The organism is Neptunomonas sp. XY-337 (assembly GCF_004959845.1).
GTDB classification, from domain to species: Bacteria; Pseudomonadota; Gammaproteobacteria; order Pseudomonadales; family Balneatricaceae; genus Neptunomonas; species Neptunomonas marina.
Genome location: NZ_SPLL01000003.1, coordinates 428,118 through 451,858, shown reverse-complemented (window position 1 = coordinate 451,858; position 23,741 = coordinate 428,118). Strand labels below are relative to the sequence as shown.

The 23,741-nt window shown below is 52.4% G+C and carries 21 protein-coding genes; 7 read left to right on the top strand and 14 right to left on the bottom strand.

What is annotated here, in order from left to right; genetic code table 11:
- Nucleotides 1-73: 73 nt before the first annotated feature.
- Complete coding sequence (locus tag E4L36_RS09240) at nucleotides 74-466, bottom strand: YbaN family protein (protein WP_136680360.1); 393 nt, start codon at nucleotides 464-466, stop codon at nucleotides 74-76.
- 75 nt (nucleotides 467-541) lie between these two features.
- Nucleotides 542-3,169, bottom strand: a complete 2,628-nt coding sequence (locus tag E4L36_RS09235; RefSeq protein WP_136680359.1) for a nitrate reductase — start codon at nucleotides 3,167-3,169, stop codon at nucleotides 542-544.
- A gap of 231 nt (nucleotides 3,170-3,400) precedes the next feature.
- Here E4L36_RS09235 and E4L36_RS09230 point away from each other — a divergent pair, with 231 nt between their 5' ends.
- From E4L36_RS09230 to nirD, 7 genes are all read left to right on the top strand, one after another.
- Nucleotides 3,401-3,991 carry an ANTAR domain-containing protein gene (locus E4L36_RS09230; RefSeq protein ID WP_127693192.1) on the top strand — a complete coding sequence of 197 codons (591 nt, stop codon included), beginning with the start codon at nucleotides 3,401-3,403 and terminating at the stop codon, nucleotides 3,989-3,991.
- A 9-nt stretch (nucleotides 3,992-4,000) separates the two neighbouring features.
- Nucleotides 4,001-5,059 carry a CmpA/NrtA family ABC transporter substrate-binding protein gene (locus tag E4L36_RS09225; RefSeq protein ID WP_136680358.1) on the top strand — a complete coding sequence of 353 codons (1,059 nt, stop codon included), beginning with the start codon at nucleotides 4,001-4,003 and terminating at the stop codon, nucleotides 5,057-5,059.
- A 305-nt stretch (nucleotides 5,060-5,364) separates the two neighbouring features.
- Nucleotides 5,365-6,732: a CmpA/NrtA family ABC transporter substrate-binding protein gene (locus tag E4L36_RS09220; protein ID WP_136680488.1), complete on the top strand. Its 1,368-nt coding sequence runs from the start codon at nucleotides 5,365-5,367 to the stop codon at nucleotides 6,730-6,732.
- Nucleotides 6,733-6,822: 90 nt separating this feature from the next.
- Nucleotides 6,823-7,758 (top strand): ABC transporter permease, encoded by a 936-nt coding sequence (locus E4L36_RS09215; protein WP_240770708.1) that lies wholly within the window; start codon nucleotides 6,823-6,825, stop codon nucleotides 7,756-7,758.
- 42 nt (nucleotides 7,759-7,800) lie between these two features.
- Nucleotides 7,801-8,688 carry an ABC transporter ATP-binding protein gene (locus tag E4L36_RS09210; protein WP_136680356.1) on the top strand — a complete coding sequence of 296 codons (888 nt, stop codon included), beginning with the start codon at nucleotides 7,801-7,803 and terminating at the stop codon, nucleotides 8,686-8,688.
- 321 nt (nucleotides 8,689-9,009) lie between these two features.
- A complete protein-coding gene (nirB, locus tag E4L36_RS09205; RefSeq protein ID WP_169051518.1) occupies nucleotides 9,010-12,744 on the top strand; it encodes a nitrite reductase large subunit NirB in 3,735 nt (1,244 codons plus the stop codon).
- Between the two features lie 21 nt (nucleotides 12,745-12,765).
- Nucleotides 12,766-13,110 (top strand): nitrite reductase small subunit NirD, encoded by a 345-nt coding sequence (gene nirD / locus E4L36_RS17830; RefSeq protein WP_169051517.1) that lies wholly within the window; start codon nucleotides 12,766-12,768, stop codon nucleotides 13,108-13,110.
- Between the two features lie 79 nt (nucleotides 13,111-13,189).
- Here the strand turns inward: nirD and E4L36_RS09200 are convergent, their stop codons facing one another.
- The 12 genes from E4L36_RS09200 to E4L36_RS09145 all read right to left on the bottom strand — a co-directional run bounded on the left by E4L36_RS09200 (nucleotide 13,190) and on the right by E4L36_RS09145 (nucleotide 23,710).
- Complete coding sequence (locus E4L36_RS09200; protein ID WP_136680355.1) at nucleotides 13,190-13,381, bottom strand: 2-hydroxymuconate tautomerase; 192 nt, start codon at nucleotides 13,379-13,381, stop codon at nucleotides 13,190-13,192.
- A 24-nt stretch (nucleotides 13,382-13,405) separates the two neighbouring features.
- Nucleotides 13,406-14,221, bottom strand: coding sequence for a transporter (locus E4L36_RS09195; protein ID WP_169051516.1), 816 nt, complete (start codon nucleotides 14,219-14,221; stop codon nucleotides 13,406-13,408).
- A 45-nt stretch (nucleotides 14,222-14,266) separates the two neighbouring features.
- On the bottom strand, nucleotides 14,267-15,073 hold the full coding sequence (dmpH, locus tag E4L36_RS09190) for a 2-oxo-3-hexenedioate decarboxylase (RefSeq protein WP_136680353.1): 807 nt from the start codon (nucleotides 15,071-15,073) through the stop codon (nucleotides 14,267-14,269).
- Nucleotides 15,070-16,101, bottom strand: a complete 1,032-nt coding sequence (gene dmpG, locus E4L36_RS09185) for a 4-hydroxy-2-oxovalerate aldolase (RefSeq protein ID WP_136680352.1) — start codon at nucleotides 16,099-16,101, stop codon at nucleotides 15,070-15,072. Before dmpG ends, dmpH begins: the two co-directional genes overlap by 4 nt.
- A gap of 15 nt (nucleotides 16,102-16,116) precedes the next feature.
- The gene (locus tag E4L36_RS09180) at nucleotides 16,117-17,028 is read right to left on the bottom strand and encodes an acetaldehyde dehydrogenase (acetylating) (RefSeq protein ID WP_136680351.1); all 912 of its coding nucleotides are present in this window, start codon (nucleotides 17,026-17,028) and stop codon (nucleotides 16,117-16,119) included.
- 30 nt (nucleotides 17,029-17,058) lie between these two features.
- Nucleotides 17,059-17,844: a 2-oxopent-4-enoate hydratase gene (gene dmpE, locus E4L36_RS09175; protein ID WP_136680350.1), complete on the bottom strand. Its 786-nt coding sequence runs from the start codon at nucleotides 17,842-17,844 to the stop codon at nucleotides 17,059-17,061.
- Between the two features lie 9 nt (nucleotides 17,845-17,853).
- Nucleotides 17,854-19,314, bottom strand: coding sequence for a 2-hydroxymuconic semialdehyde dehydrogenase (locus E4L36_RS09170; protein WP_136680349.1), 1,461 nt, complete (start codon nucleotides 19,312-19,314; stop codon nucleotides 17,854-17,856).
- A 56-nt stretch (nucleotides 19,315-19,370) separates the two neighbouring features.
- Complete coding sequence (locus E4L36_RS09165; protein ID WP_136680348.1) at nucleotides 19,371-20,294, bottom strand: catechol 2,3-dioxygenase; 924 nt, start codon at nucleotides 20,292-20,294, stop codon at nucleotides 19,371-19,373.
- Nucleotides 20,295-20,326: 32 nt separating this feature from the next.
- Nucleotides 20,327-20,641 carry a 2Fe-2S iron-sulfur cluster binding domain-containing protein gene (locus tag E4L36_RS09160; protein WP_136680347.1) on the bottom strand — a complete coding sequence of 105 codons (315 nt, stop codon included), beginning with the start codon at nucleotides 20,639-20,641 and terminating at the stop codon, nucleotides 20,327-20,329.
- A gap of 31 nt (nucleotides 20,642-20,672) precedes the next feature.
- Entirely contained in the window at nucleotides 20,673-21,734 is a 1,062-nt protein-coding gene (locus tag E4L36_RS09155; protein WP_136680346.1) for a phenol 2-monooxygenase domain-containing protein, read from the bottom strand.
- A gap of 10 nt (nucleotides 21,735-21,744) precedes the next feature.
- Nucleotides 21,745-22,107, bottom strand: coding sequence for a phenol hydroxylase subunit P4 (locus E4L36_RS09150; RefSeq protein WP_136680345.1), 363 nt, complete (start codon nucleotides 22,105-22,107; stop codon nucleotides 21,745-21,747).
- Between the two features lie 97 nt (nucleotides 22,108-22,204).
- On the bottom strand, nucleotides 22,205-23,710 hold the full coding sequence (locus tag E4L36_RS09145; RefSeq protein WP_136680344.1) for an aromatic/alkene/methane monooxygenase hydroxylase/oxygenase subunit alpha: 1,506 nt from the start codon (nucleotides 23,708-23,710) through the stop codon (nucleotides 22,205-22,207).
- Between the last annotated feature and the right edge of the window lie 31 nt (nucleotides 23,711-23,741).

Here is a 23,741-nt window from a genome sequence, read left to right as displayed (position 1 = left end):
TTAGTGAATCAACTACAGCAGCCGATGATAACAGCTTATGCACCATGGTGTTAGTTGCGGCGTGGGTTGTGGCTTAGGTTGTGGATTGTTTAGCTGGCTGTGAGGGGCGGCTCCAAACAAAAACCAGCGCAAAAATCACAGTTGCGCCGGCTGCTGCCTTGAGGCCCGGGTGGAAATCGCGAAAGATGAGCGGGTAGCTAACCATGATAATCATCATGCTGGTGGCCAGAATCTTTGCTTTTAATGGGATCACGCCATGCTGCTCCCAATCGCGAATTAAGTGGCCTACATAGCGGTTATTGAGCAAGGCTTGATGTAAGCGCTCGGAGCTACGCGAGAAGCAAAAGGCCGCCACCAGTAAAAAAGGGGTTGTAGGAAGCAGCGGCAATACCACACCTACCAATCCCAGCAGCACAAAGAAGCCTCCGGCGATTAGGTACAGTGTTTTAATGACAGTTTTTCGCAAGCGCGGCTCCTTGGGTCACCCTGTTTTAAGGCAGGTGTTGTTATCAAGATAGCAGATATCCGCACTTGAAACGATTTAGCCCGCGGCGATCAGTTGGTTCAGTTCCGGGATGCAGGAGCCGCAGTTGGAACCACACTTAAGCTGAGCCGCGAGGCTATCGAGGTCCTTACAGCCTGCTTCAATTGAGTTTTTGATCGCGTTTGCGCCAACCTGAAAACAGCTACAGATCATCGCGCCGCTATCGTCTTGGCTCCCGCCGCTGAGGCTCAATAACCACTGTTCCTCTTCGTGAGTGAGCTGAGGTTTCGCGAACTGTTCTGCCAGCCAGTCGGTGGGGGGAATTTGATCATAGGGGAGTACCGCTAGCAGCCATTCTAGCTGCCCATTTTTTACAGCCGCGGCTCGATAGATATCGTTATCGCTGCTCTCGATCACGCTGGTAGCGGGGCTCAGCTGAGCCGATAGTGCTGCGATGGTGGCATCCAGCGGTTGCTGATCGGCTAAGTAGTACTGATTGGCAGCGGCTTTCGGTACCCGCGCCCAATAGCCGGTTGTGGGCTGATATTTACAACCAGAACGCACCATCAAGAGGCCTTGCCACTGTGCAGTAAATGGCTTTAATGCCGCGCGACCATGCTTGGACTCAGGCTGTCCTGAGTAGGGGTCGACAACCGGTTCGATGAGGTTGCTGATATTGCCTTGGCTGGCAAATTGGCGGTTCCAGTGGATCGGGGCAAAGAGCTCCCCTACGCGTTGATCGTCGCTCACCTGCGCCCGCGCAATATAAACCCCTTGTGGGTGGCGCAGCTCAATGAGATCGCCGGTCTTGATCTGTTCTTTGATCGCATCTTGAGTGGCGATCTCGATAAAGGGTTCACTGCGGTGCTGAAACAAACCCTCAGCGCGGCCGGTAATGGCCATTGTGTGCCATTGATCACGAATACGCCCTGTGTTGACGATGTAGGGGAGTTCGGAGGTGGGTTGTTGTACGGCAGCGTGTTGGCTAGTGGGTATGAAGCGCGCTTTATGGGATGGCGTGAAGTATCGATGATCGGTAAAAAGGCGCGCGGTGCCTGTTGGAGACGTCGATGTCACAGGCCATTGAATAGGGGTTAAGTGCTCGTACTCGTGATCACTTAACTGAGCGAGTTGGCTGATGTTAAAGCAGCGTTGGCCGTGGTTCTCAAACCCCGATAGCGCTGCATGCTCGGTGAATATCTGCCTTGGGTTCTTGTAGTCAAACGCGTGTGAAAAGCCCATGCGCTTGGCAACGGAGGAGATGATCCACCAATCGGGCTTTGCTTCTCCGAGGGGTGGCAGCAGCGCACGTTGTCTGGATATGCGCCGTTCGGCGTTGGTCACCGTACCATCTTTTTCACTCCAGCCGGTTGCCGGTAAACAGATATCCGCATAATCCTGCGTGTCAGTGTGGGCGATACAGTCGGATACGATCACCAGCGGGCACTGCTTCAGTGCTGCACAGATTGCATCGGACTTGGGCAAGCTCACTGCGGGGTTGGTGCCCATGATCCAGATCGCTTTGATTTTCCCGCTCGCCACCGCATCGAACATATCCACCGCTTTTAGCCCCTCTTGGGTGGCCATATTGTAAGCGCCCCAAAAACGGCCCACGCGATCGACATCTTGCTCGTTGAACTCCATATGCGCGGCTAACTGGTTGGCTAAACCGCCGACTTCCCGCCCACCCATTGCGTTGGGCTGCCCTGTGATTGAGAAGGGACCGGCGCCTGCATAGCCCAAACGCCCAGTGGCGAGGTGGCAATTGATGATGGCATTGGCGTTGTTACTGCCTTGGCTAGATTGGTTAACGCCTTGCGAGTAGAAGCTCACCACTTTATGGTGCGTCAAAAATAGCTGATAAAACTGTTCAAGCGCGGCAAGCTCGACACCGCATGTTTGTGCCACGCTGGGTAGGTGTGCAGCGGTATCGTTAGCGATATTGAGTGCCGCGTCGAACTGCTCGGTATGTTGCTTGATAAAGGTCTCATCCAGAGCATCGTGTTTGGCTAGGTAGGCCAGTAGGCCCGTAAAGAGCAGTACATCTGTACCGGGCTGTATGGCTAAATGTAGGTCGGCAATATCGCACGTGGCCGTGCGGCGCGGATCGATTACAACAATACGCATTTCAGGGCGTTGTGCTTTCGCGTGGCGCATTCGCTGAAAGAGAATCGGGTGATTCCATGCTGCATTTGAGCCCACCAGCACCAACAGGTCTGCGCGCTCTAAGTCTTCGTAATTGCACGGCACCGCATCGGCACCGAAAGCCCGCTTGTAACCAACCACGGCCGATGACATACACAGGCGTGAGTTGGTATCGACATTTGCACTGCCGATAAAGCCTTTCATCAGCTTATTGGCGACGTAGTAGTCTTCGGTGAGTAACTGCCCCGATAGATAGAAGGCAATCGCGTCGGGCCCGTGCGTCATCATAGTGCGTAACAACTGTTCAGCGACCTCATTCAGCGCACTGTCCCAGTCGGTGGTGACACCATTCACCTTCGGTTGAGTTAAACGGCCGGTAGCGCCGAGCACCTTATCCAGTGATGAGCCCTTAACGCAAAGTTTTCCTGAATTGGCCGGATGAGAGGTATCGCCTGCCACACTAGCAACATGGTTGTTTTGGACATCGGCGACTACGCCACAGCCCACACCGCAGTAAGGGCAGGTGGTTTTATTCTTCATCAGTCTCTCCCATTTATTGGCCTATTCAGGCGGTACTGCCCAGCGCTTACAAAAGGCCGCTGCAATACCTGTTCTTGTGTGCAACTCCAACCGAAAGGTCAACGCGCCAGTGCGTAGGAGGGGCTCCTCTCGTGACGCTTCTTACGTGATCACCAGCAAAGCGTATGCCAGCTACGGAGGTGGAACGGGATTTGCTCAAAGCCCTTACGATTAAATAAAGATGGGCTCGTTATGGGTAAAAGAGTGAATTTACGAGTGTTGCTCGTTGATGGTGACGCACAGCGGATCAGGCAACTGACGTTAGCGCTGCACCAGCAAGGGCACCGCGTTATCTGTCACACCGCCGATATCGCTAGCTTGAATCAGCAAGTTGCTAAGGAGCAGCCCGATATCGTCATTATCGATATGGACTCGCCTGATCGAGATACGCTCGAGAGTATGGCGATGATGAGCCGCGAAAACCCGCGTCCCATCGTGTTTTTTGCCGAGCAGCAGAACGACCACCAAACGATGGCCGCGGCTATTAATGCAGGCGTGAGTGCCTATATCGCTGACGGTGTCCAGCCCGATCGAGTGACGGCCATTATCGATACCGCTATTGCCCACTTTAGTGCTCACGCGGCACTGCGTGAGGAGCTAGCGGAGATCAAAGGACAGTTAGCTGGGCGCAAAGTGGTTGAACAGGCCAAGGGGCTATTGATGAAGCATCAGGGCTGTGACGAAGCAGCAGCGTTTAAAACACTGCGTAAACTCGCGATGGATCGGGGTCAAAAGCTACCCGACGTTGCAGCGAGCGTAATTGACATTCTAAAGACGACCTAGGAGCAGATCATGGTAACAATAGATGCACTGGAAAAAACCGAACTGCAACTAGGCTTTGTGGCACTGGCGGATTGTGCCCCGTTAGTGGTGGCACGTGAGCAGGGCTTTTTCCGCCAGCAGGGGTTGCAGGTGGTGTTGAGTAAAGAGTCTTCGTGGGCATCGCTACGCGATAAGGTGAGCTACGGTTTGCTGGACGGTGCGCAGATGCTTGCTCCGCTGCCATTAGCGGCGACACTGGGACTCAATGGCAAACCGCAAAAGATGGAGACCCCCTTAGTACTGAGCCAAAATGGTATCGCGATTACGCTATCAAGCGCGCTACAACGCAGACTCAACATGGCTTGCGAGCCTGGGGAGGATCAACACGCACAAGGGAAAGCCTTTAAAGCGATGTTAGCCGAGCTTGGTTACCGCCCCATTATCGCCACGGTCTATCCCTTCTCGAATCACTACTATTTGCTGCGCTTCTGGTTGGCGCAGCATCAGATAGAGATTGGCCGTGATGTGGAGTTAATTGCCGCACCGCCTGGCAAGATGCTCAGTCTATTACAGCGCGGCGACATCGATGGCTACTGTGTGGGTGAGCCATGGAACAGCCTAGCGGTGCAGGAGGGTGCTGGTGAGCTGCTCGTGAGTAGTTACACGCTATGGGGAGCGCATATGGAGAAAGTTCTCGGGGTTACCAGCGAATGGGCGCGGTGCCATCCTAATACCTATCGGGCGATGACGCAGGCTATTTATCAAGCGTGCCAGTGGATTGGGCTGCCAGAACATCGGGACACGCTACTCAACTGGTTAGCTTTACCTCCTTATCTGGATGCTAGCCCGCAACAACTGCGTTCTGTGGCGTTACTGAGCACCTTAGAGCAGCGTTTTTCTGGGCGTGAGGTAAACCGGCCGAGTTTGCAACATGGGGAGTTTTTGTTGCAGCAGATGATGCGCTGTCAGCAGTTGAGTGCCTTGCCCGCTGATGCTCAAGCGCTGGTATCGAGCGTCTATCGAGAGGATCTTTTTACGTTATGGTGTGAACCTGCGGTAATCGATCAAAGGCTACGGGCAGCGCAATGATAAGCACTTTGTGCAATGCACCATGAGTGCGCACCGGTGCAGAAAATTGGCTTGTTGTTGTGCACCAGCTAAAGCATGAAATAGGACAAAATGCTGCTGGTTTTTTATTAAACTGTTGTTATTAAATGTTTTTTAATTTCTGGCACGTAGCCTGCTAGCTACCTAGCAACGGTAAAACGTTACAATCTTATCATGCTCATTATTAGCGTATAGGCAAAGGCGCCTGACTATCCTCTTCGGAGGTATGTCAGCGCCTTTTTTTTTAGCTGGAGGGTTAGATCGTGTTTAAACCTAAACAACGTGGAATGGCAAAGTTGGTCGCAACGGCCGCGCTAGGTTCGGTAATTGCAAGCGGTGCTGTGTGGGCCGAGATCGGCGAACCAGAAAAAGAAGATCTCAAGTTTGGTTTTATTAAATTGACCGATATGGCGCCTTTGGCGGTGGCTTATGAAAAGGGCTATTTTGAGGATGAGGGCCTCTACGTAACGCTGGAAGCTCAGGCAAACTGGAAAGTGCTGCTTGATCGGGTGATCGATGGTGAGCTTGATGGTGCGCATATGCTTGCAGGACAACCGTTGGGTGCGACGATCGGTTTTGGTACGCAGTCGCACATCATCACTGCGTTTAGTATGGATCTTAACGGCAATGCGATCACTGTATCGAACGATATCTGGAACCAGATGAAGCCTCACGTCCCTAAGGGTGAAGATGGTAAACCGCTGCACCCGATCAAAGCGGATGCACTGAAACCGGTTGTGGATAAATATAAAGAGGAGGGTAAGCCCTTCAACATGGGGATGGTCTTCCCGGTCTCTACTCACAACTATGAACTGCGCTACTGGCTGGCCGCAGGCGGAATCAACCCGGGCTACTATGCTCCGCATAAAGGCGATACTTCAGGCACTATTGATGCCGATGCGCTGTTGTCCGTGACGCCCCCGCCGCAGATGCCTGCCACAATGGAAGCCGGTACTATCTATGGCTACTGCGTTGGTGAACCTTGGAACCAACAAGCGGTATTTAAAGGGATTGGTGTACCGGTGGTCACCGATTACGAGATCTGGAAGAACAACCCAGAGAAGGTTTTTGGTGTCGCTAAGAACTGGGCTGATGAAAATCCCAACACACATATTCGCGTCGTGAAAGCGATGATCCGTGCGGCAAAATGGCTGGATGATAATGACAACGCTAACCGCCCTGAAGCCGTTGAGATCCTCTCGCGCTCTGAGTATGTCGGCGCAGACTATGACGTTATCGCCAACTCAATGACGGGCACCTTTGAATACGAGAAAGGTGACAAGCGCGCCGTGCCCGATTTCAACGTCTTCTTCCGCTATAACGCCACCTACCCATACTACTCCGATGCCATCTGGTATCTAACGCAAATGCGTCGTTGGGGACAGATCTCTGAGCCGAAATCTGACCAATGGTTCATGGATATTGCTAAGCAGGTGTACCGCCCTGATATCTACGCACAAGCGGCCCAAGCGCTTATCGAAGAGGGCAAAATGGATGCGAGCATGTTCCCTGACTTTGCAACGGAAGATGGCTTCAGAGCACCGCAAACCCACTTCATCGACAACATCGTTTACGACGGCACTCAGCCAAACGCTTACCTGCAGCAGTTCAAAATTGGCCTGAAAGGTGAGCAGGTCTTGCTATCGGATAATTAATCGTCAGCGCCCGTCTGTCGGGCGTTTCCTGTTCCCAAAAGGAAACCTGTTATGAGTACCTCAACATTAAGCCACCGCGTGTCTGATTCTATGGCTTTTGTCGCCCAACAGAGTAAACAGCTGGTGATTCCGCTGATCGGCTTACTCCTCTTTCTATTTATTTGGGAGGTTGGCGCTAAAAATATCCACACATCGCTGGGCACGTTTCCAGGCCCTGTTGCGGTCTATCAACAAGCGACCAACCTCATTGGTGAACATCAGCGCGAGCGCCAAAAAGAGCAAGCCTTCTATGAGCGCCAAGAGCAGCGCAATGCTAAAAAACTGGCGAAAAACCCTGATGCGGTGATTAAAGTCCGACCATACACCGGCAAGCCGACCTTCTTTGATCAGATCGGAACGAGCCTAGTCACTGTGATGGCAGGGTTCTTTTTCGCTTCACTGATTGCGATTCCTGCTGGCATCGTTATCGGACTTAATCAGACTTTGTATAGCGCATTTAATCCACTGATTCAGCTTTTCAAGCCGGTCTCTCCATTGGCGTGGCTGCCGCTAGTAACCATGGTTGTCAGTGCGGTTTATGTCAGTAAAGACCCGATGTTCGCGAAGTCCTTTATCACCTCGTTGGTGACGGTATCGCTGTGCTGTTTGTGGCCAACCTTATTGAACACGGCGGTGGGTGTCTCGGGAATCAGTAAAGACTTACAAAACGTCTCGCAGGTACTGCGTCTTAGCTGGCTCACTCATGTGATGAAAATCGTGTTGCCCTCTGCGATTCCCATGATCTTCACTGGCCTGCGTCTGTCATTGGGTATTGCTTGGATGGTACTGATCGCTGCTGAGATGCTGGCGCAGAATCCGGGCCTTGGCAAATTTGTATGGGATGAATTTCAAAACGGCAGTTCAAACTCGCTAGGCCGCATTATGGTGGCTGTATTGGTGATCGGTTTGATCGGCTTCCTATTAGACCGCTGTATGTTGATGCTGCAACGCAAAGTGTCGTGGGATAAGAGTGCAGTGCTGCGCTAATACCGTTGCTGAAAATGTTGCTGAATTAAAAGGAGAAAGGTTATGTCTCAGCCTCCGAAACACCTTGAACTAACCCAAGTTGATATCGACTTTCCAACCCCAAATGGACCGTTTAAAGCACTGAGTAATGTGAATCTGACGATCAACAAAGGGGAGTTTGTCTCCCTGATTGGCCACTCTGGCTGCGGCAAATCCACCGTGCTGAATATTATTGCAGGTCTTTACCAAGCCACGGAAGGTGGCTGTTTGCTCGACGGTAAAGAGGTGAACTCACCGGGGCCAGAGCGCGCTGTGGTGTTCCAAAACCACTCATTGCTGCCTTGGCTGAATGCCTATGAGAACGTTGAGTTAGCGGTGAAGCAGGTCTTTGGTAAGCGGATGAATAAAGCGGAAATGCGCGACTGGATTGAGCATAACCTCGCATTGGTGCATATGGACCATGCGCTTGATAAACGGCCCGACGAAATATCGGGTGGGATGAAGCAGCGGGTTGGTATCGCCAGAGCATTGGCGATGCAGCCAACGGTGCTGCTGATGGACGAACCCTTTGGTGCACTGGATGCGCTAACACGTGCCCATCTGCAAGACTCGTTAATGGAGATTCAGGCTGACCTCAACAACACCGTTATTATGATCACCCACGATGTGGATGAAGCGGTCCTACTCTCAGATCGTATCGTCATGATGACTAACGGGCCTGCAGCAACGGTGGGCGAGATTCTTAATATCGATCTACCGAGACCGCGTGATCGCATCGCGCTGGCAGATAACCCCGAGTACAACCAATATCGTCATCAGGTACTGAAGTTCCTCTACGAGAAGCAGCGCTCCCCCGATGCGCAACAAAGCACTAAACCCGCGTCAGGTGCGGCGGTTACCCTTGCGCTGACACCAAATCAAACGAACGACGATACGGAGCAAGCGGCATAGTTTGCACCATCATGGCACCGATGGTGTGAAAGGGTGCAAAAACAGCCCTAGGTTGCTGTTTAGAACGGCCTTTTTGTTTTTTAAATATTTGAAAAATAACAACATTTAATATCTGGCACACCATCTGCTAAAGATCTGTGTAGTCGCAATATAAAAATAATAACAGCGCCTAAAACAACTAGAACGAACACAATAAAAATAAGAACTGAACACGGCTTTAGTTAGCCTCGGACATAACAATTAGGCAGCGATGAACAAAGGCGTTCGTCACCACAGGTTTAAATGCCTGTGGTGCGTGCGCCTTTTTTATTGGAAAGAGCAATGAAACAACGACTGATTATCATCGGTAATGGCATGGCGAGTGGACGCTTGCTGCAGCTACTACAAAAAGCCGCGCCTGAGCGCTTTGCCATTAGCGTATTTGGCGAGGAAGCGGGCGGTAGCTATAACCGTGTGCTGTTATCGCCGCTGCTGGGTAAAGAGTTGAGCCTCAGCGATATCATGACGCTCACGCCGTCATGGTACGACGCAGCAGGGATCGCCCTGTATCAGCAGGAGCGTATCGTCGCGATCGATACCCAAGCGCGCCATGTGGTTAGCGACCAGGGGCGCACACTTGAGTACGACCAGCTTGTTATCGCAACAGGTTCTCACCCGCTGGCGCTAAACGTGCCGGGTGAGCAGTTGGGCAACCTCTATCGGTTTCGTACTCTGGCTGATGTGGATGACCTACAGCAACATGCGCAGCACCAGGGTAAAGCGGTGGTTGTGGGAGGCGGCTTTTTAGGTTTGGAGGCGGCTGAGGGGCTGCGTCGGCTAGGTATGGACGTTACCTTGGTCCACCGCAGCCGATACCTGTTAAACCGGCAGCTAGACGCCCAGTCAGCCCAACTGCTGCAAGAGACACTCGAAGCCCGCGGTATCCGTTTTGCGTTGGAAGCGCAGGTTAGCGAGTTTGTCGGTGATGAGTGTGTAACGTCTGTGCAGTTGGACAACGGCTTATCGTTAGCTGCGGAGTTAGTGGTAACAGCGATTGGGATTCGGCCTAACTGTGAGGTTGCCGCGAGCACGGAGCTGACCGTTAAGCGCGGCATCGTAGTTGATCAGCAACTGCGTACCTCTGATGCCAATATCTATGCACTGGGCGAGTGCTGCCAATTTGGCGACCACACCTACGGGTTGGTTGCACCCATCTGGCAACAGGCGCAGGTACTTAGCCAAGTACTGCTGGGCCAGCCGGCTGCTTACCAAGAGCAGCCTGTTGCGACGCAATTAAAAATCAGTGGTGTGGAGCTGTTCTCTTGCGGGGATATCGCACCGCCTCACGCAGAATTTCTTGTCTATCACGACCAGACTCATCGGGAGTATCGCAAGCTGTGGCTGCGCGATGGTCGTCTAATCGGCGCTGTACTTTATGGCGATGTCCGCCATGGTCAGTGGTATTTCGAACAACTTAATGCACGCACGGATTTAAACCCATGCAAGCAGCACTTGCTGTTTGGCGAGGCGCTTTGCCGTGCGTCACTGCAACCGGAAGATAAGAGGGAAGCAGCTATGAATGAGCAACAGAAACACCGCATCGTTGTGGTTGGTAACGGCATGGTAGGGCAGCACTTTGTTGAGCAATTGGTTGCCACCGCGAGCGACCCTACTGAAGTTCACGTACTCTGCGAAGAGCCTTGTGCCGCGTATGACCGGGTGCACCTCTCTGAGTATTTTTCGGGTGCGAGTTACGATGATCTTTGCTTGGTTGAGCCGGGTTTTTATGATCAACCCGGTCTGCACCTTCATTTAGGCCAAGCGGCACAGCGTATTGATCGTGAGAACAAGGCCGTGGTCACCGCATCGGAAACCTTCCCTTACGATACATTAGTGTTAGCAACGGGTTCTTATCCCTTTGTGCCGCCTATTCCGGGCAATGACGGTGAGGCCTGCTTTGTTTATCGCACCTTGGAAGATCTCGATAACATACGGGCCAGCGCGAGCGATGCTCAGGTTGGGGTGGTTGTGGGCGGGGGCTTGCTGGGGTTGGAAGCTGCCAATGCGCTGAAGTCGTTGGGGTTAAAAGCTCACGTGGTGGAGTTTGCGCCACAATTGATGCCTGTGCAGCTAGATCGTGATGGTGGGCAGTTACTCAAGCAGAAGATCACTGAACTGGGCGTGGATGTCCACTGTGATAAAGCCACCGCAGAGATTATTGCGGGTGAACAGCACCGTTACCGGATGAATTTTGCCGATGGCTCCTATCTTGAAACCGACCTGATTCTTTTCTCAGCGGGTATACGACCGCAAGACACGTTGGCAAGAGAGAGTGACCTACGCGTGGGTGAGCGTGGCGGCATCACGGTGAATGATCAGTGCCAGACATCTGATCCATCGATCTATGCCGTAGGTGAGTGCGCGCTTTGGAATAACCAGATTTTTGGGCTAGTCGCGCCCGGCTACACAATGGCGAAGACTGCAGCCGCCGCGATTGCTGGCCAACCGGCAGCCTTTACTGGGGCTGATATGAGCACCAAGTTAAAGCTGTTGGGCGTTGATGTCGGCTCTATTGGCGATGCGCACGGGAGAACCCCTGGTAGCATCAGCTATCGCTACTGGGACGAAGATGCGGTGGTCTATGCACGTATTGTTGTATCGGAAGATCGCACTAAGTTACTCGGTGCAGTGCTGGTGGGGGATAACAGCCGTTATGACACCCTCTTGCAATATGCGCTGAACGGCTTGGCGCTGCCTGAGCAACCACAGAGCTTAATCTTGCCCTCGGTTGAAGGCTCTGAGCCGGTGCTGGGTGCTGACGCTCTGCCAGATAACGCGACGATCTGCTCCTGCCTTAACGTCACCAAAGGCCAGATTTGTGGGGCGGTGTCTGAGGGCGCTCTCAACGTGGCAGATGTAAAAGCCGCTACGAAAGCGGCGACCGGCTGTGGTGGCTGTGCTGCGATGCTGAAAAACGTTGTCGATGCCGAGCTCACCAAACAGGGTATAGAGGTGAGCAATGACCTTTGCGAGCACTTCGCACATACCCGCGAGGATCTATACAACATTGTCCGAGTCGAAGGTATTCGCAGCTTTCAAGATCTGATTAGCCGCCATGGTCAGGGGCTCGGTTGCGATATTTGTAAGCCGGTTGCGGCCTCGATTTTAGCATCGTGTTGGAATGATCATATTCAAGAGACGCCGCTTGTGAGCTTGCAAGATACCAATGATACCTTCATGGCTAACATGCAAAAAAACGGTACCTATTCCGTTGTTCCGCGGATCGCGGGTGGAGAAATTACCCCAGATAAACTGATTTTGCTGGGTGAAGTTGCCAAAAAATATAACCTCTACACCAAAATTACGGGCGGCCAACGCGTGGATCTATTTGGTGCTCAGCTACACGAGCTACCGTTGATCTGGGAGGCGTTGATCGAGGCTGGATTTGAAACCGGCCATGCCTATGGTAAGTCTTTGCGTACCGTCAAATCCTGTGTCGGCAGTACGTGGTGCCGTTACGGTGTCAACGATAGTGCGGCCATGGCGATCTATCTTGAGAACCGCTACAAAGGGTTACGTGCGCCCCATAAAATCAAGATGGCGGTATCGGGCTGTACACGCGAATGCGCGGAGGCTCAGAGCAAAGATATCGGCGTTATCGCCACTGAACACGGTTGGAATCTATATGTGTGCGGCAACGGCGGTATGAAGCCCCGTCATGCCGACCTGTTTGCCACCGACTTGGATGACCAGACGCTCATCGCCTACATCGACCGTTTACTGATGTTCTACATCAAAACGGCTGATCGCCTGCAACGAACCTCGGTGTGGATGGATAACTTAGAGGGTGGCTTAACCTATCTGCAAGGCGTGGTGATTGACGATCGCTTAGGTCTTGCGAGTGAACTGGAGGCACAGATGGCGCACGTTGTTGGCACGTATCAATGCGAATGGCGTTCGACCTTAGCCGATCAAGAGAAGCTAAAACGCTTCCGCACGTTTGTTAACAGCGATGATCAGCAAGACCCGCAAATTGTTCACATCATGGAGCGGGATCAGATCCGTCCTGCCCCTTAATATCTGATAAGGAGATATCGCATGACTCAATCAGCTGCAACACAATGGATCACGCTGTGTGATCGTACTGACTTGATACCCTTCTCGGGCGTCGCTGCAAAGTGGGAACAGCAACAGGTGGCTTTGTTTTATCTGCCAGACTTTGAAAACGAGGTGTATGCGCTCTCAAACAATGATCCTTTCAGCCGTGCGAATGTGTTAGCTCGGGGCCTTGTTGGGGATCTGCAGGGGGAGCCTTGTGTGGCATCGCCGTTGTACAAACAGCACTTTTCACTGCGTACCGGGGCGTGCTTAGAAGATAGCAGTGTGCAGGTAACTCGCTGGCCAGCTCGTATCAGAGAGGGGCGCGTAGAGATCGGCCTTTAGCGGCGAATTGCAGGGCGGCAACGGTGGTGTTAGAAAGTGGCGCTTCCATAGGGGAGTCTGGAAGCGCCTTGGTCTGTGTCTAGCGGCCTAGCGCTTTAACTGACTTACCTCCAATACCGAAGTGTTGCTTGGGCATCTCATCGATAATGACACGGACGTTTTCTACGGGTGCATCGAGGGATCGCGCAATAGCTTGGCTCACCTCATCAATGAGGCGCTCCTTCTGTGCATCGCTACGGCCCTCAATAATGTTAATTTGGGCGATTGGCATAGTAGCCTCCTGATTATGTTCGATCTAGAACACCTTGGTGAGTGCGAGCCTAAACTTCATGCCTTCAAAACCATTATCGACGCTGACTTCATCATAAACACCCACATCAACTCCCAGCATCGCTTGTGGCCAGAAATAACCAACGGAAGCACCGACAGCATGTACCGACGCATCGCCGCTTTCGACATCCCAACGGCTGTAGCCCACGATACCAAGATCCAGTAGGCCTTGGTGTTTACCTAGTCCCCACTCGAGCACAAACTCATCGTTGGCTTTATCGGTATCGGGGATTTCATAGCGGGTCAATATGGACATGGATAGGTCTTTTTCGGGACGTAAGTAGTAAGTTCCGCCCAGCGTTAGCATCAGTTCAGCATGACCAAAACCGGGATCTGCTGGGCTGTCGCTGCTAGCGGTGTCGCTCCAGATGCCCGCAGCTGCAACACTATCCCAGCGCTCACCATGCCACCCGATCAAAGCCCCTACGAATAGGTCACCCACGCCGGTTTGCTTATCTTCCACGATACCGCCGCCAATATTGAGGTCGGTTTGCACCATCGGGAGGATCGCTTCAAAGCCGAGCTGACCGCCCAGCACCTCTTTTTCTGTTACCCAGATTAGGCGGTGTGCTAGGGCGTTAACCGTGACGCTGCTTTGTGGCGGCAGGCCGTCGCTTTTATCGGCATCGTAGTGAACGGCGTAGCCTCGATAGTAGACACCCGGTGGTGGCACGACAGCGGCTTTTACACCCTCGATTCCCGGCACATATTCACCGGCGATTGCGCCTGATGAGAGACAAGTTAACAGCGTCGCAGCGAGTGTTATTTTTATATTTCGCATCATTACTTCCTTTCTATAGATCTGTCATTGAAAACGTATTTTTAACTACACAAATCGGCCTGATAAACTGCCCAAACCCTGATAGCGCACGGTAAAGGCATCACCTTTATTGACGCTGACCGCGGCTGTGATGGCGCCAATCATCACCAGCGTTCCTGCCTCGAGATATTCATCTCGCTCGCTCAGCATATTGGCAAGCATCGCAACAGAAGCAGCAGGATGGCCAAGCACCGCAGCACCTGCGCCGGTTTGGACGACCTCGCCATTGATCTCCATAACAACACCCAAAGTTTTTAGGTCCAGCTCCGATACAGGAGACATCTGTCCACCAACCATGAAGCGGCTTGAAGAGGAGTTGTCCGCGATCACACTTTTGAGATCGAATCTGAAATCTTTATAGCGGGAGTCGATGACTTCGACAGCGGGCATTACGAAGTCGGTTGCTCGCAATACATCGCCTATGTGGACGCCAGGCCCTTTAAGATCCTCTTTCAGTACAAAAGCTAGCTCGGCTTCGATTTTAGGGTGAATGAGCTCATCGAAGACAAAGTCGCCACCTTCTGGCACGCTAAAATAATCAGCGAGGAAACCATAACACGGCTGCTCGACCCCCATCTGCGCCATTTTAGCCCAAGAGGTCAGGCCCATCTTCATACCAACAATTTTATTTCCGCGGCTCTCCTTGCGCTGTCGAATCTGCCACTGGATATCAAATGCATCACGATACGACATTTGGGGGAAGTCGTCTGTGATTTTGGTAATTTCATAGGCATTGAGCTCGGCGTTTTCGCAGTGGATCGCCAGCTCTTGAATCTGTGCCTCGGTCAGATGGTTTGTGTATTCGCCACTCATGCGGTTACCCCTTTCTCTTTCGCCATCGTTAGTGCGAGATCTTCGATCATATCTTCCTGTCCGCCCACTGTTCCGCGGCGGCCAAGCTCCACAAGAATGTCCCGCGCGGGGATGCCATATTTCTTTTCAGCGCGTTGCGCAAACAACAGAAACGAGGAGTAAACACCGGCGTAGCCGAGTGTCAAAGCATCGCGGTCAACCCGTATCGGCTGATCCATAATAGGGAAGACTCTGTCCTCGGCCACATCCATTATTTTGTAGAGATCGACACCGGTCTTTACGCCCATTCGATCCAGCACTGCACAGAAAACCTCTAGCGGTGTGTTACCTGCACCCGCCCCCAAGCCCGCTGCTGAGCCGTCGATACGCGTGGCGCCTGCATCAATCGCGGTTAGCGAGTTTGCGATGGCCATGCCCATGTTGTGGTGGCCATGAAAACCGATCTCGATACCGTCGGGGAGTTCGCTGCGCAGTAGGCCGATCTTTTCACTGACCTCATCGGGAAGCATGTAACCTGCCGAGTCAGTGCAGTAGATGCAGTTTGCCCCATAATCAGCCATCAGCTTCGCTTGTTGGAGTAGGGCTTCTGGCGTCACCATGTGGGCCATCATCAAAAAGCCCACGGTGTCCATCTCCATCTTCGCTGCCATACCGATATGTTGGGCGGAAACATCCGCTTCGGTACAATGTGTGGCGACACGTATGGTAGATACGCCAAGATCCTTCGCCATTTTCAAATGGTCCACTGTGCCGATGCCAGGCAGGAGCAAGGCTGAGACTTTGGCGCGTTTCATTTTTGGCACAACAGCGCTGAGGTATGCCTCGTCTGTGTGGGCTGGGAAACCATAGTTTAGGGAGCTGCCGCCGAGCCCATCTCCATGCGTGACCTCGATGAGCGGCATTCCCGCTTCATCCAACCCTGTAGCGATGTTGACCATCTCTTCTAAACTGATTTGATGGCGCTTCGCGTGCATACCGTCGCGAAGACTCATATCGTGTAGCGTGACCTGTTTATCTGTTAAGTTCATGATCTGATCCTCTGTTTAGCCACGCTCTGGCAAGGTAATAGAACCGGCTGCTGCTTTCTCTGCAAACATCTCTGCGGTACGAAGGCCAGCAGCCGTCATGATATCTAGGTTGCCTGCATACTTTGGTAAGAAATCACCAAGCCCCTCTACCTCCATAAACACGGTGACACGGTTACCATCAAAAATAGGGCCGTTCACCAGTGTGTAACCCGGGACATATTTTTGAACATCTTCAACCATCGCTTTTATGGAGGCGGTGATCGCCTCTTGATCGGGAGCGGTTTCAGTGAGGCAATGGATGGTATCGCGCATGATTAACGGTGGTTCTGCGGGGTTGATGATAATAATAGCTTTACCTTGTTTTGCACCACCGACGCGCTCTACGGCACCCGCGGTGGTGCGGGTAAACTCATCGATGTTCTGTCGCGTCCCCGGACCAACGGACTTGGACGATACCGTTGCAACGATTTCACCATATTCGACGGGCTGTACACGTGAAACCGCCGCCACCATTGGGATCGTTGCTTGGCCTCCACAGGTGACCATATTGACGTTCATTTCAAGGTTATCGGCATGATCGCTTAAATTAACGGGAGGAACGCAGTAAGGGCCGATGGCCGCCGGTGTTAGGTCAACCATGATGACCCCCAGTTCATTGAGCTTGCGGCTGTTCTCGGCGTGAACGTAAGCGGATGTCGCATCAAAAGCGATACGAATATCATCAGCTACAACGTGAGGTAAAAGGCCATCAATGCCGGTTGAGCAGGTTTTGATACCAAGCTCTTCGGCGCGTTTCAGCCCTTCAGACTGTGGATCGATCCCCACCATCCAGACAGGTTCTATCCACTCAGAACGCTTCATTTTCATCAGCAAGTCGGTGCCGATATTGCCGGGCCCAATAATGACGGCTTTCAGTTTCTTATTCATATTCTTATCCTTCTAATCGTCACGGCGCTGCTAAATGAAGCGCACCGACGCTTGACCAATGCCACCGATACTGACTTGCATAAAGTCACCTGCTTGCACCGGCTCTAGTGGAACCAGAGAGCCAGATAGGATGACCTCTCCGGCTTTGAGTGGAATGCCGAACTTGCCGAGGGTGTTGGCTAGCCAGGTAACGCAGTTCACGGGGCTGCCCAGCGCTGCGGCTCCAGCTCCGGTGCTAATTACGGAACCGTTTTTTTCAACAACCATGCCGCAGGTGGCTAGATCCACTTTACGTGGATCCACTGCTCGATCACCGAGTACAAACAATCCGCATGAGGCGTTATCCGCTACGGTGTCTTGAATTTTGATTTGCCAATCTTCGACGCGTGAATCCACAACTTCAAAGCAGGGGATTACGCAATCGGTGGCGGCGAGAACATCAGCGGCTGTAATGCCGGGGCCGAGTAGATCTTTTTTTAAGATAAACGCGATCTCCCCCTCTGCGCGTGGTTGAATTAAACGCTCGGAGATGGGCATCTCTTGGCCTTGGCTAAATGCCATATGATCGGTTAAGTAACCGAAGTCGGGTTGGCCAACTCCGAGCGTGTTTTGTACTGCTTTTGACGTTAAACCAATCTTTTTGCCAATGATGCGCTCGCCTGCGGCCAAGCGTTTTTCCAGCATATGCAGGGAGATGTTGTAGGCATCTTCGATGGTAATATCGCTGTAGCGCTCGGTTAGCGGGTGCGTCGGCGTGCGTGTCAGCATCGACTGATAGAGCTCATCACCGCACTGTTGAATGAGTTGCTTATCCATGGAAGCTCCTTATAGCTTGATGCAAATATTCTTCGTTTCGGTGTAGAACTCTAAGCCGTGCACACCGCCTTCGCGTCCAATACCTGACTGTTTTGCGCCGCCAAAAGCGGTGCGTAAATCACGTAAGAACCATGAATTGACCCACGCTAAGCCCACTTCCATTTGTTCCGCAACGCGCACGGCACGTGAGCTATTCTCTGTCCAGATCGCACAGGCCAATCCATAGTCGGTATCGTTAGCAAGTGTGATGGCCTCCTCTTCGGTGTCGAAGGGACGGATGTGGCAGCACGGGCCGAAAATCTCTTCGCGAATGACGCGGGCATCATCCGACAGGCCGGTCCAGATAGTGGGTTCGATCCATGCACCTGCATCGAGGTTGCCCCCCATTGTTGGAATGCCACCGCCGATCTCGACCGTGGCACCCTCTTCACGGGCGAGATCGTAGTAGCGTTTCACCTTTTCTCGATGCTCTAGGCTTACTAATGGCCCGAAGTTGGCGGTGGCATCATCGGGTGGGCCAAGCTTCAGTTTGGCAACTTCCTCTTTCATGCGCTTAAGAAAGGCGTCATAGATGGGGCGCTCCACGTAAACACGCTCGGTGCCGAGGCACACCTGTCCACAGTTCACGAAAGCTGAGCGCATAGTGCCTTCCACCGCTTTTTCGAGGTCGCAATCGGCGAAAACAAGGGCGGGATTTTTGCCGCCGCACTCCATTGATATATTCCGCAAACCCACAGAAGCCGCGCGCATAATCGCTTCTCCTGTGCGAGTTTCACCGGTAAAGGTGATGGCGTTAACCAGCGGGTGGCTAGTTAGAAACTCGCCTGCAGAGTTGGGCCCGAAACCGTGCACAACATTGAATACGCCGGGAGGAACACCGCACTCATTCATAACTTCACCGAGCAGTGTCGTGGTGGCTGGCGTTTCCTCAGAGGGTTTAACCACGACCGTATTACCGCAGGCAAGCGCGGGGCCGACCTTAAAGGTCATTAGTAGCAGTGGGAGGTTCCAAGGGGATATCACGGCGATAACGCCTTTTGGCACACGATGTCCCACATTTAGCGCGCCACGTCCATCAGGCGTATCTAGACGAAAACTCTCAGTCGGGTGGTTTGCCAGCGTCTCTGAGAATGCGGTGAAGTTGGCTGCACCACGCGGGATATCAATATGCTGTGCGATGGAGCGGGGCTTACCAGTATCAAGGCATTCTGCCTCAAGAAACTCATCAAAACGTTCGTTGATCCGTGCAGCGACTTTGTTAAGCAACGCCGTGCGTTGGGCTTGCGTGAGCTTCCCCCATGGGCCTGTGAGCGCTGCTTTTGCAGATCGAACCGCAGCATCGACTTCAGTCTCACCGGCTTCATGCACGATACCGATGAGATGGTTATCGATGGGGCAGCGGTTTTCAAAGGTTTTACCAGTGGCTGACGAGGTATACTCGCCATGGATAAAGTGTTTGAACTCTTTCATAGTCATACTCGAAACGGGTCGGAGCAGAGCCGTTAAGCAGCCCTGCTCGATGGACGTTAGGTTAGGGCGGTTAGGAAGCGCTCATTGAGCTGACGATCGTGATAGAAGATCGCCTTACCGAGCTTTTCCGTTGTCCAAGTCACTGGCTCGTGGTCGGGGTAGTGGTAGTCACCACCACAGAACACCTCTGAGCGATTGCCCGATGGGTCGAAGAAGTAGATGGTTTGGCCGTGAGTCAGGCCATGTCGAGTGGGGCCAATATCAAGGGATGTATCAGTCATTGAGATCAGGTCAGCGGCTTTCAAAACCTCTTCCCATGTATCTAAGTAGAATGATGCATGGTGGAACTTGTCTTTTTCTGGGTGCTTGATAAACGCAATATCATGCGCCTTCATGGAGGCGGTTAAGAACTGGGCGGCGCGTTGGTTGTTTTCATCCAACACTTGCTCGGCTAAGTCAAAACCGAGTACCTCGCAAAACAGGGTCAGCGTGTTGTCTAAGTCATCGCCGTATAAGAGGCAATGATCGAAACGTGTGGCTTTCATGCCCTTAAGATCCATCGGCCATGCTTCGGGGTTGACGTTAGATAAGCCCCATTTACCGGTTTGCTCTTTGGTCGCAAAAAGTTCAAAGGTGTGGCCTGTCGGCGCATCAAAGCGTACGCGGCGGCCGCAGCCTTTTAGCTCGCCCACCGGTATCTCTTGGACTTGACAACCAAACTCAACCAGATCGTTTTTAAGATTGTCGAGCGTCTCTTCGTTCAGACACTTGAAGCCCATGAAGTCCATGCCGGGTCGGTCGGATGGATTTAGTACTACGGAGAATTTATCGACCTCCGTCCATGCTTTCAGGTAGACGCGGCCTTGATCGTCGCGGTCTACTTCGATTAACCCTAGTAGGTCTCGATAGTGTTTGAGTGCCTCTTCGACATCGAGTACGCGAAGCTGCACGTGTCCTGGTCGCATTACACCTTTTCTCATGATCAGTACCTCTATATGTTGTTATTTTTGTATCAGGTTGTTGGGCCACTTCGGTTTTGGAAGTGATCCGATTCGATTTGCAGTGCGCTGGTGGGCCGTAAACGGCACGCCAGAGCAAAGCCTGCATGCTGTTCTGCCTCAGATACTTGGGCGCGACTCATCGGCAGGGTTTCGTATGTCCCCACTAACACGCGAACTTTGCACATTCCGCATCCACCTTTGCGGCAGCCCACGGAAATAGCTCGTTTACCTGCGCGCTCCATGGCAATCAGTAGGAGGTCCCCTTGGCGACAAGCAAAGTGTTCGCCCCGGTTACTCACTTCGATCAGAAATGTTTCTGCTTCCATGGTGTGTTTACCTGTATCTTGGTTTGGTGGCCTAGATGGCCCGAAACAGCGCGGATCGTGTTTCCCCGCTTTGTGCATCTGCCGCAGTGAGGAACTTTTCCATATGGATATCTCGCTCGAACAGGCGTCCAAGCATCAGCGCCGTCGTTGCCGCATCAATCATCGGCGGTGGCCCACAAAGGTAGGCTTTGTGGCCGCTGAACTTGCCTGAGAACTGTTCTGTGGCAGCGTCATGCACGTAGCCGTTGAAGCCCTCCCATTGGTCGCTTTCCCGCGCGGCGCTCAATGCTGGTGTGTAGTGGAAGTTGGAGTACTGGGTTTCTAAGTCTTCAAATAGTGAGCGGTTATAAAGCTCATCCAGCGTACGTGCCCCGTGAAACAGGTATATTTGTCGGCTATCTTGTTGCTCGAGCAGGTCAAGAATCATCGACTGGGGGCTCGAAAGGCCGGAACCACCGGCGATAAAAATGACATCTTTCGTATCGCTGGTGCGCACAAAGAACTGCCCGTATGGCCCGGAAACCTCGACGTGATCACCCACTTTCAACTGCGTATGAATATGCGTTGTCATAAGACCATCGGGAACATGGCGTATGTGCAGCTCTATCTGATCCGCTTGGCTAGGAGGGTTAGCGATAGAGAAGGCTCGGCTTCCCTCAATACCCTCGATCGATAGGTTCACGTACTGCCCTGCTTGAAACTCGATGGGCTGGTCTAGTGTTAAAACAACGCGTTTAATGGTGGGTGATAGGTCTGTGATCTCTGCAACGCTAGCCGAGAAATCGGCAACAGCGTAGCCCTTGAAATCGGGGTCGACATCGATATCTGCTTCGATCGTGAGGTCGGACTCGGGCATTGCGCAACAGGCGAGCACTTTGCCCTCATCTCTCTCCATATCCATCAATGCAAAAGGTGACGCGTTACCTTGATCAAACTCGCCATCCGTAACCTGTACTTTGCAGGTGGCGCAAGTGCCGTGACCACAAGCAAAAGGTAACCAAACACCTTGACGCAATGCGGCATCTAGAATGGTTTGCCCCTCTTCGACTGAGATTACATCGCCAGTGGGCTCAACAGTGACTTCATAGGTCATAGCAACCTCCTTAAACGCCCGCGCCTTGAAAGCCTTTCAGCTCGGGGGTGTGAAAACGTAGCAATGACTTATGGCCGATACCCTGTTGGTTCATCGGTAGGTCGGGCTGTGGCTGGAACGGTTTCCCATCCAAGAGCCACTCTGTTTTGCTCCAGTCGATCTGTTCCCATTCTGGGTGCTGGCCGAAAGCGTCTGGCATTACTTCAGACAGCAGTGCACCGAATGGCATCTCTGGCGGTAGGGGATAGGCGAAGGCTGCGCAAAACATCAGATGATGATCCCACCCGACATACACCACTTGGTTGCCATGGAAGTTAGCGAACTGGTCCTTCATTTCGCCTCGATAGTCGGGAGATAGAGCTTTGACAGGCATAATAGATCCTCTTCTTTCAGGGCAAGCCTCACGTTCATTCAGAGGCTTGCCGATGAAGTCGTTGTTGTTTTTATCGGGATAGAGTGAAGCGGCCTGCTTAAGAGGCGGCTTTCTTCCAGTCACGCCAGCGCAGATCGTCTGGGGAGCCGTCGAAATCCATGTTGTCGGCGCCAAGATTCATCTGGTAGTAGTCTTTCAGGATGTCTTCAACGCCCGGGCCGCCGCAGTTACCTTGGAAGATCTGATGTACAGGCAACCAGGATTGAATGTACTTTTCAGGCTCGTCATCAAAAATATGTTGGCAACCATCAGAGCAGAAGTGGTAGGTCTCCCCTTCGTATTGGCTGCTGCGATAGGCGATCTGGGTAGGGTCATCCATCTCTGTGAAGAGCATTGGAATTTGGCAGGTGGTGCACAGCTGCGGTAAGGCTTTGGTGTAGAAGCGGTTACCCTCGGCTTCCATCTTTTTCGCAAGCTCCCAGCGCGGGCGATAGTACTTATCGAAGGTGTCAGGATACTGCGCAGATAGCCAATCTAGCTCCTCATCGGATGGGATCCATGTGTGGAAGCCAGCTGCATGTCCATGGGTATAGAAGGTCCACCATGCTTGGTGCGAGATATGTTCTTTCTCTTTTTTGGCCAACTCAGCACTTTCTGGCATTTTGATGCCGTAGCGCGCTAAGTCTTTGAATAAGGCACCACCTGCTTCTTCAAAGTAGACCTCCCAAGCCTCTTTCCAAGACATCACTTTGTTAGGCAGCATGTAGTCCATCATCATCGCAACAATCGACAGCAGACGCGTACCCCGCCAGAACCACTTATCGATCCACTTCTGAATAACCGGTAAGTTGTCTTCGTGTTGCTCCAATAGGAACTTGATCACCTCAAGGCCTAAGGTCATATGGCGTGCTTCATCCGATTGAGCTGAGAAACCAAAGGTCACAGTGGCCATATCGCCATTGTGGGCCGCGCCAGACATAAAGGGCACGAAGAGCAAGTTAGTGAGCACATACTCGAAGCTGAAGCCTATCGCGATCATGAATTCGAACGGCCCTGCGGTACGCGCATCATTGAAGAACGACTTCGGCACCGAGAGGTACCAGACGCGATCATGCATGTGGCTAAAGTCTTGGAAACCATCGAAGAAACGGTTGTAGTGGCTCATCGCATGGATTTGCGTTTGCACGTGGCGTAACTCATCCAGAGATTGCATCTGACACGCAACGCGTGCTCCAACCCCGCCGAGTTGACGCCCAGTGTGGGCAAAACCTTGAAATGCTTGATACTCCAGAGGAGATACGCCAGTGAGAAAGAGCTTGAGAGCGTTAACATAGCGCGCATCCGTCACGTTAAGATGGCCATTGTTTTGCGCAAATGCATCAAAAATGGCATAGAGCTTTTTCTCTTTTTCAGCTTGGTACTTCCAGTAGGTGTCCATTGTTAAACGGAAAGGGTCTTCCCATTTGGACCAATCGGTAATTTTGATGCCTTCAAACTCTTCAAAGGGAAACGCTGCTTTGCGGTCGTGGTAGCTGAACTCCCAGTCCAGATCGCGCGTTAGAAGGCGGTATTTGTCTTTTAAGTTAAGCTTCTTGGTAGCCATGTTTCGTACCTTTTTATTCTTGTTCACTGTG

Excerpts from the sequence above, each read along its gene's own strand:
- E4L36_RS09170 (WP_136680349.1), bottom strand. The coding sequence starts at position 19,314 with ATGAAAGAGTTCAAACACTTTATCCATGGCGAGTATACCTCGTCAGCC.
- E4L36_RS09235 (WP_136680359.1), bottom strand. The coding sequence starts at position 3,169 with ATGAAGAATAAAACCACCTGCCCTTACTGCGGTGTGGGCTGTGGCGTA.
- E4L36_RS09230 (WP_127693192.1), top strand. The coding sequence starts at position 3,401 with ATGGGTAAAAGAGTGAATTTACGAGTGTTGCTCGTTGATGGTGACGCA.
- dmpH (WP_136680353.1), bottom strand. The coding sequence starts at position 15,073 with ATGAGTGGCGAATACACAAACCATCTGACCGAGGCACAGATTCAAGAG.
- E4L36_RS09160 (WP_136680347.1), bottom strand. The coding sequence starts at position 20,641 with ATGGAAGCAGAAACATTTCTGATCGAAGTGAGTAACCGGGGCGAACAC.
- E4L36_RS09225 (WP_136680358.1), top strand. The coding sequence starts at position 4,001 with ATGGTAACAATAGATGCACTGGAAAAAACCGAACTGCAACTAGGCTTT.
- E4L36_RS09165 (WP_136680348.1), bottom strand. The coding sequence starts at position 20,294 with ATGAGAAAAGGTGTAATGCGACCAGGACACGTGCAGCTTCGCGTACTC.
- E4L36_RS09200 (WP_136680355.1), bottom strand. The coding sequence starts at position 13,381 with ATGCCAATCGCCCAAATTAACATTATTGAGGGCCGTAGCGATGCACAG.
- E4L36_RS09220 (WP_136680488.1), top strand. The coding sequence starts at position 5,365 with ATGGCAAAGTTGGTCGCAACGGCCGCGCTAGGTTCGGTAATTGCAAGC.
- E4L36_RS09155 (WP_136680346.1), bottom strand. The coding sequence starts at position 21,734 with ATGACCTATGAAGTCACTGTTGAGCCCACTGGCGATGTAATCTCAGTC.
- E4L36_RS09145 (WP_136680344.1), bottom strand. The coding sequence starts at position 23,710 with ATGGCTACCAAGAAGCTTAACTTAAAAGACAAATACCGCCTTCTAACG.
- E4L36_RS09195 (WP_169051516.1), bottom strand. The coding sequence starts at position 14,221 with ATGCGAAATATAAAAATAACACTCGCTGCGACGCTGTTAACTTGTCTC.
- dmpG (WP_136680352.1), bottom strand. The coding sequence starts at position 16,101 with ATGAACTTAACAGATAAACAGGTCACGCTACACGATATGAGTCTTCGC.
- E4L36_RS09180 (WP_136680351.1), bottom strand. The coding sequence starts at position 17,028 with ATGAATAAGAAACTGAAAGCCGTCATTATTGGGCCCGGCAATATCGGC.
- E4L36_RS09150 (WP_136680345.1), bottom strand. The coding sequence starts at position 22,107 with ATGCCTGTCAAAGCTCTATCTCCCGACTATCGAGGCGAAATGAAGGAC.
- nirD (WP_169051517.1), top strand. The coding sequence starts at position 12,766 with ATGACTCAATCAGCTGCAACACAATGGATCACGCTGTGTGATCGTACT.
- dmpE (WP_136680350.1), bottom strand. The coding sequence starts at position 17,844 with ATGGATAAGCAACTCATTCAACAGTGCGGTGATGAGCTCTATCAGTCG.
- E4L36_RS09210 (WP_136680356.1), top strand. The coding sequence starts at position 7,801 with ATGTCTCAGCCTCCGAAACACCTTGAACTAACCCAAGTTGATATCGAC.
- E4L36_RS09215 (WP_240770708.1), top strand. The coding sequence starts at position 6,823 with ATGGCTTTTGTCGCCCAACAGAGTAAACAGCTGGTGATTCCGCTGATC.
- nirB (WP_169051518.1), top strand. The coding sequence starts at position 9,010 with ATGAAACAACGACTGATTATCATCGGTAATGGCATGGCGAGTGGACGC.